At 43.8% G+C, this 7327-nt stretch carries 8 protein-coding genes; 6 read left to right on the forward strand and 2 right to left on the reverse strand.

Annotated features, from left to right (window positions below):
- The first annotated feature begins 503 nt into the window (after positions 1–503).
- From ACO0LB_RS20165 to ACO0LB_RS20185, 5 genes are all read left to right on the forward strand, one after another.
- Entirely contained in the window at positions 504–1004 is a 501-nt protein-coding gene (locus ACO0LB_RS20165) for a DUF6644 family protein (protein ID WP_423052426.1), read from the forward strand.
- A gap of 19 nt (positions 1005–1023) precedes the next feature.
- Positions 1024–1497, forward strand: a complete 474-nt coding sequence (locus tag ACO0LB_RS20170; protein WP_423052428.1) for a DUF6644 family protein — start codon at positions 1024–1026, stop codon at positions 1495–1497.
- Positions 1498–1506: 9 nt separating this feature from the next.
- Positions 1507–2088 (forward strand): hypothetical protein, encoded by a 582-nt coding sequence (locus ACO0LB_RS20175; protein WP_423052430.1) that lies wholly within the window; start codon positions 1507–1509, stop codon positions 2086–2088.
- Between the two features lie 40 nt (positions 2089–2128).
- Entirely contained in the window at positions 2129–2845 is a 717-nt protein-coding gene (locus tag ACO0LB_RS20180) for a lectin (RefSeq protein ID WP_423052432.1), read from the forward strand.
- 453 nt (positions 2846–3298) lie between these two features.
- Positions 3299–4471 carry a sigma-54 interaction domain-containing protein gene (locus ACO0LB_RS20185; protein WP_423052434.1) on the forward strand — a complete coding sequence of 391 codons (1173 nt, stop codon included), beginning with the start codon at positions 3299–3301 and terminating at the stop codon, positions 4469–4471.
- A gap of 55 nt (positions 4472–4526) precedes the next feature.
- On the opposite strand, the gene ACO0LB_RS20190 is transcribed toward ACO0LB_RS20185, so the two are convergent.
- Entirely contained in the window at positions 4527–5273 is a 747-nt protein-coding gene (locus tag ACO0LB_RS20190) for a sulfite exporter TauE/SafE family protein (protein WP_423052436.1), read from the reverse strand.
- A 206-nt stretch (positions 5274–5479) separates the two neighbouring features.
- On the opposite strand from ACO0LB_RS20190, the gene ACO0LB_RS20195 reads away from it, so the two are divergent.
- Positions 5480–5722, forward strand: coding sequence for a hypothetical protein (locus tag ACO0LB_RS20195; protein ID WP_423052438.1), 243 nt, complete (start codon positions 5480–5482; stop codon positions 5720–5722).
- 116 nt (positions 5723–5838) lie between these two features.
- On the opposite strand, the gene ACO0LB_RS20200 is transcribed toward ACO0LB_RS20195, so the two are convergent.
- Positions 5839–7023, reverse strand: coding sequence for a YbfB/YjiJ family MFS transporter (locus ACO0LB_RS20200; RefSeq protein WP_423052440.1), 1185 nt, complete (start codon positions 7021–7023; stop codon positions 5839–5841).
- Between the last annotated feature and the right edge of the window lie 304 nt (positions 7024–7327).

Consider the following 7327-nt stretch of genomic DNA (forward strand, 5'->3'; position numbering starts at 1 on the left):
TTGGCATAGCGTTCAAAGCTTCCTTGGGCAAATGTAGTCTGTCTCATGGCTTTAATGATTGACGGTCGAACATGCTTCTATTAACGTTTCTCAATCAGGTTGCGTTTACTTAATCAGAGATTCCTTAATAGATTGATCAGCAATCACGGAATGGGCACTGAACAAGTGCCCATTTTTTTATGCCGCATCACACAACGATCCCTCCAGCGCCATATCTGATTTCAACAGAGACAGTTGAATTTGCAGCATCTGCCATATTCAAACTGCTGAAAAATCAACAGTTGCTATACGACTTTTCCATTCATCCATTCATAAGTCTGATTTCATTGAATACACTGATTTCTCTCTATAAACATGTACATCGGAGTGATATTTTGCAAGTGTTGAACATCGCTTTGCATGCTGAAATGAACATGGCACGGTAGTTGCAAAACAACTGACAACATCATTATTGCTATCTCATTTTCACATTTATTTTTTGCATAAAGAAAGAAGGAATCATCATGTCGCTGATCGAAATTTCTCAGGCACTAGACGACACTTTAGTCGGCAATGCGCTACGTGAGTCCGTTTACGCTTTTCCAATTATTGAAGGCGCTCATCTGATAGGACTGGCGTTATCTGTCGGCTTAATTTTGTTTGTTGATTTACGGCTTGTTGGATTGTTTTTGAATAACGTACCAGTGCGTGAAGTGCTCAGACCTTTGCGTAAATGGCTGCTGGGCGGTTTTACTCTCACACTGACTACGGGCGTTGTTTTGTTCTTCTCCGAAGCCTCTAAACTATTTTTTCTGGGAGTGTTCTGGTTCAAAATTTTTCTGATTATTCTCGCTGGATTGAATGCCATCTGGTTTGAATATAAATGGGGGAAAAAATCAGATCAGTGGGAAGGACTGAGCGTCTTACCACGCGAGGTGAGATTCGCAGGCTGGACATCGATCGTACTGTGGACGGGAGTAGTTGGCTGTGGCCGTCTGATTCCTTATCTTGGCACTGGTCTTTAATCTTATCGGGAGTATCTTCATGAGTATCTATAACGTTTTTGAATTATTACAAAATAATCCGCTCAGCGATGTTATCCGACGACAGGACCATTTGTTCGGAGCGACGGCACAGTTACTCCATATCGTTGGCATTATTTTTGTTTTGTCACCGATTGTATTGATCAGTTTGAGATTGCTTGGATTTGGCATTCTTAAACAATCCAGTGCAGACCTATTCAAAGCAACTGCTGGATTTATCTGGGCTGGTCTCGCTCTGCTCGTCATATCAGGACTGGCAATTTTTTTACCCGTTGCAAAACAATATTATCCGAATCCTATTTTCTGGTTCAAATTCATCCTATTGTTCAGTGTGATTGTATTGCACATCACTTGGTATCGCAGGATTAGCAAATCAGAATCGCCCCGCCCTTTCGTCGCAAAGGCAACAGCAGTCGTTGCATTAACAAGCTGGTTTGGTGTGGCTTATGCAGGGCGTTTCATTGGCTTTTTTTGATAGATAAAGATGAAAAAGAAAAAACAGAAAATCGCTTTCAGAAGCGTTGCAGCAATATTATGTTTAGGTACATTACTCACTACTGCTTGCTCAAAAACAGAGGCGATAAAAGAACAGACTGCGACTGCATTCAAGCCAACTGCCAGCATACAAGAAATCATGCAGTCTATTATCGATCCTAATATCGACGCCGTATGGAACTCGGTAGCGACTATCAGCACTACCGCCGGTACAGAAGAACGTTCACCCAAGACAGATGAAGAATGGTCAACGGTTCGACAACATGCCCTGGTCGTTCTGGAAGCAAGCAACTTATTGCTCATAGAAGGACGCAAGACTGCTGTGGATGGCGCGAACACGTCTACCCATCCAGTCGAGCTGCGACCAGAGGAGATAGAAAAATCTATTGCTGCCAATCGTCAGGTATTTAATCAACATGCTCACGCACTACACGAAGCAACACTGGAAGCGATTGCAGCAATAGATGCTAAAAGTACAGATCGTTTAGTGAAGGCCGGAGGCCGAATAGACCAGACATGTGAGCAATGTCATACAAAGTTCTGGTATCCCGGCGATAAACGACCATTCTGACGATCACCGCTATTTTTGTCACATGAAGGAAATTATATTTATGAAAAAACTACCTCCAGGATTCATCAGCTTGATCAGTGCTATCTGTCTGCTGGCATCGCATGAAAGCTATGCTCAGGCAACTGCGAATGCAGCAGGCGCAACACGATCTACGGATCCAGCAAAACCGCTGAGTTTTTTTGTCACGAGTGAAGGTCAGGGAAAAGGTGCTGACTTAGGCGGACTACAAGGTGCAGATGCGCACTGCCAACAGCTCGCGGTCAGTGTTGGTGCTGGTGATAAAACCTGGCGTGCGTATTTAAGTACTCAGGCAACAAATAGTCAACCAGCCGTCAATGCGCGAGACAGAATTGGTCAGGGTCCTTGGTTTAACACACGCGGAGTAGTTATCGCAAAAGACCTGGCACATCTGCATGGTGATACGCTGGATGCTGCGAGAATAGGAAATAACCTGAGCAGATCAACTGCCTTGAACGAGAAAAATGAATTGGTAAAAGGATTTGGAGATAAGCCCAACCAGCACGATATCATCACGGGATCAACATCTGATGGACGTGCGTTTCAGGATAATCAGGATCATACTTGCAAAAACTATACAAGCAGTGGTGCAGACGGAACAGTTCAGCTAGGCCATGTTGATCGTACCGGCGGTGGTAACACCTCCTGGAATTCAACTCATACCAGCCGCGGCTGTGGCCAGGAAAACCTGGTGAGTACAGGCGGTGCTGGCCTGCTTTACTGCTTCGCCGCTAACTAAGCACAATTCTCCTGGATTCTTCATCCAAACTGCTGCTGGCGGGAACATCCATCAGCAGCTGCTTCCACTCGTTTCTTCCGATATCAGCTCATTTCACATCACAACTCAAATTGCGATATTGAAATTTGTAAGTGAGATGGGCGTCACCGTGCTTGCAAAAACCAGATAAGAAATATCAGAAATATTCGTTCTCAAATGATGGGCTGCAAGTTAGTCTGGTTAGCCTCAGCGCTGACAGTCAATGAGTGGCAGACTCTATGTGAAATCCAGTTTTGTAAAGCAGGCTAGTTGTCATGTTGATTGAAACAAAACTGCACGTACTTCATCAGCTATTTTTATATGTTGATTTTTGCTTCAGTTTGCCCTGCCATCGCAGGATTCCAGCAGACGATAAGCCGGTACGAAGGTCATTCCTGTCAGCTAAGATTAGCCCGCATAGCCAGAAAGCCAATTGTGAACAAACTACTTACCTTCCCAGATACTCCTAATATGGCCTTGTCGATACGTGCCAAGGCAATGATGTTTCACGATCCCAAGTCCGCAGAATTACTGTTGCAAGTAGAAAGAATTGCACGCAGCGATGCAACTGCCTTAATCGTTGGAGAGACAGGAACTGGAAAGGAACTGGTCGCCCGCCATATTCATCAGCATAGTGAGCGTAAGGGGCCATTTATTGCTGTGAACTGTGGCGCGTTCAGCGAGACACTAATCGATGCGGAGTTATTTGGTCATGAGACAGGTGCTTTCACTGGAGCAACGCAGGCACGTGCAGGCTGGTTTGAAGCTGCAAACGGTGGCACCCTTTTTCTTGATGAGATTGGAGATCTGTCTCTTGCCCTGCAAGTAAAGTTATTACGTGTCTTGCAAGAACGTCAGGTAGTCAGACTCGGCTCACGTAAGCCGATACCACTTGATGTAAGGCTGATAGCAGCGACTAACGTTGATCTGGACAAAGCTATTGAGGCAGAACATTTTCGCTCAGATCTTTATTACCGACTGAGCGTCGCAACAATTAATCTTCCACCGCTATTTGAACGACAGGGCGATATCTTGCCACTGGCACGACATTTCATCGATATTTATAGCCGTAAAATGAAATTGAAAGATGTGACCCTGTCCAAGGATGCTGAATATGCTTTATTGAATTATGAATGGCCAGGCAATATCAGAGAGTTGGAAAATGTTATTCACTATGGCTTAATCGTCTGTCGTGATAGTACGATTCGGGTTGATAATCTGAAGCTTGCAGGCGCGACCAGAAAAAAAGTATTACCCATCGAACATAACGTCGTTGGCCAGCAACACGCATCGGCACACTTAGTCGAAAAATATGCAGATAACGCTTCAGTACATCGGAACAGAAGTGCGCTTTCAGAAAAAATGGAAGCACTATTTATCGAAGGGATAGAATGCGGTGAATCAACACTATTCGATCTGGTCGAGGAAACACTGATCAATACGGCGTTTCAGTTTTGCGCTCAAAATCAAGTTCAGACGGCGAAAAATCTGGGTATTAGCCGAAATATTTTGCGTACGCTCCTTAAGCGCTATGGTCTGATTGGCCATGAAGGAAACTTCAAACATGCAAAAATTTTCGAAACCTCACCGATCAATGCAAGTGCATAAAAACAATCAAGAATTTGAATTGGCACTGAGACTTCTCTGCGCCAATTCAAACTAATTACCCCATGATTCCATCCCAAAGTAACTTGATGCCAGAGAGTCCTAAAGCGGCAGTTGCAAAAAGATAAAATGGTCTCTCCGGTATCAATCTTAATACACGCATCCCGGTCCAAACGCCGATTGGAACAAGTGGCAGCAGAATAGCGGACATCTTCAGTGTTTCAAGGCTAAACAAACCTAATCCGATATAGAACGGTAGTTTCGCTAAATTAATCACAAAAAAGAAAAACACAGTCGTAGCAACAAAAGTGTCACGAGGCTGACGCCAGGAAAGCAAATAAATCATCACAGGTGGGCCGCCGGCGTGAGCGAGTGTGCTTGTAAAACCAGCGACCATACCGCTCAGCCAACCAAATATACCGGGAGGCCGTTGATCTGCAGGTGTCCGGCCACGTTTGCGTACCAAGCGGTCCAAAGTAAATCCGACTGCGATCAAACCAATCGCACTCTTAACCAATTGATCGGACATCACTCCAAAAGCAAATGTCCCCAATAAAATACCTAGCACAGCACCAGGAACAAGTAGCTTCAAATCATGCCAATCAGCTTTACCACTCCACGCACGAATACCCACCATATCCATCGTAATAAGAATAGGAAGCATCACCGCTGCGGCGTTACGTGGAGACATCCACATAGATAAAAATGGAACGGCAAGTCCACCAAGTGCACCTCCAAGACCAGATTTAGAGATGCCTGTAATCAATACTGCAAAAGCGGCCACAGCCCACGCTGTAGCATTCATATTTTCCACGCTTTGTACTTTCTATGTTGAGATCGCTATCGTTATCATTTAACAACGATATTAACTAAATAAGAGGAAAAGAATAGGAATTCAGGCGTCAGAAACACAAGTTAGCGCTGATGATTTTCTCCTCAGCAAGATAGCATTATGACAAACATGAACTTCGGCCAAGGACAAAATAATCTTTTGTAATACGCCAGCCATGAATGAGAAATCAAAATCACGAAACACTTGGCACAAAAATTTTCCAAAATTTGAGTATAGATAAAAAAATAGCCCGCTATCAGCGGGCTAAAATCCAAACCTTAGGAGGTGTTGGAGGAGACATGCGTAATATATCGCACCGCAGCAAAATCTCACAATCATCATTGCATATATCAAACATTCGATTGATGAATATTAATAATTTCACTCTCTACAGAATCATTCGTTTAGTTGGAAAAGAATAAAGCTGTGCGATACTTTCCGGTTATTTAAGAGGTATTTATCTATCTATGTATCACTGCGAATAGTGAATAAAAATTTCATTTAATATCTTGCTGGGGAAGATAGTAGCCTCTTAGGTTTACACCTTTAGATCACGAAAATAATTTGCCTGACGCCATAAATAAACAGCACTAAATAATAAACATAAGGCAGCGAGCTGCAATGCCCAGCTCAACGCATTTGCCTCATTGAGTCCAAAGTGACGGATGGCTGCGAACGCAATAGGCCCGAGCAATTGCCCAAAAGCAAAGCTAGACGTCATACGTGCAAGAATAGCCGTTGAATTTTCTAAATTTCTAGATCTTGCTTCTTGCATGCCTATCATCGTGATGACCATAAAAGTACCTCCGACAAATAATGCGGCTAAAGTAACACTTGTCATAGAAGTCCAGATAGAAGGCAAAAATACACCAATAGCCATTACAACGTGAGATGCAGCCCATACATGCAGTCGACGTATTTTTCTCAACAGAAAAGAAACTGCAATCGTAGATATGGCTGCTGCCGTGCCAAATATAGGCCAAGCCCAACCAAATATCTGAGGATCATCCATCAATTGTCTTGCTAGCGAAGGCAAATAAGTGGCTGGCAAAATATAACCAAAGCCAAATAAACCATAACAAATTATGATGCCGCGCGCATCTATCTCTGGTGTTGGTAATGCATTCTCAAATACGGAGGAATTAGCAATATTTGGTGGCTCAGGGAAATATCGGCTTACAATTAATGGAAATAACGAAGCAATACCGGTCAAAACAGACAACTCAACCCACATTTTGCTTGCGGATGTATTCTGCGCTGTCAATAAACAAAACAAACCTGCCAAAGCAATTCCTAGCCCTACCCCGGCATAGATGACACCTGCCAAATACGACTTTCCAAAAGATGTAAGCCAACGCAAGCCCCATGAGCTTGTTGCAATCAATGTCCATGCACTGAATAATCCAGCAAAAAATCTCAGAAATGCCCAGACCCAAGGTGTAATCGTAAATCCGACGAGGCCAGTCACGATAACAATACCAATCAAGCCTATTGAGATCAAGGTTGCAGATGGCACCCGAATGCGGCTCGCAATCAGTGCACCAAACAGATAACCTAAATAATTACTTCCGGCAAGCAATGCACCTATCTCGGACTGAATAATGCCATCCCTGAGCATCAAGGGGAAAAGTGGTGTAAATGCAAATCGCCCTATCCCCATTGCAAGTGCCAGTGAAATCATTGCTGCGAAACAAACGATAAGAGAGAGGCGTTGCGAATACATATTGATATGCTTCATTAGAATATGAGTAACTATCATTATGCACAACAATGAACAAAGTTACATCAACAAGGCATAGATCGTGCTGGAGCTGAAACTGTTGTTATTCAAAGTATAAGGCCTCTAGTTTGAGACTTCTAGTTTTCCCGGAGAATGAGCGGTCGTAGATGCAGAGGACGAGGCCGTGAGGAGAGCGAAGAGGAGTCTGTAAAAGCAAAACCCCCCGTTACGCTGGTAACGGGGGGTTCGCAGAATACAAGCCTGACGATAACCTACTTTCACACTGGTTGCAGCACTATCATTGGCG

Source organism: Undibacterium sp. SXout7W (assembly GCF_049339385.1).
Lineage (GTDB): Bacteria > Pseudomonadota > Gammaproteobacteria > Burkholderiales > Burkholderiaceae_D > Undibacterium.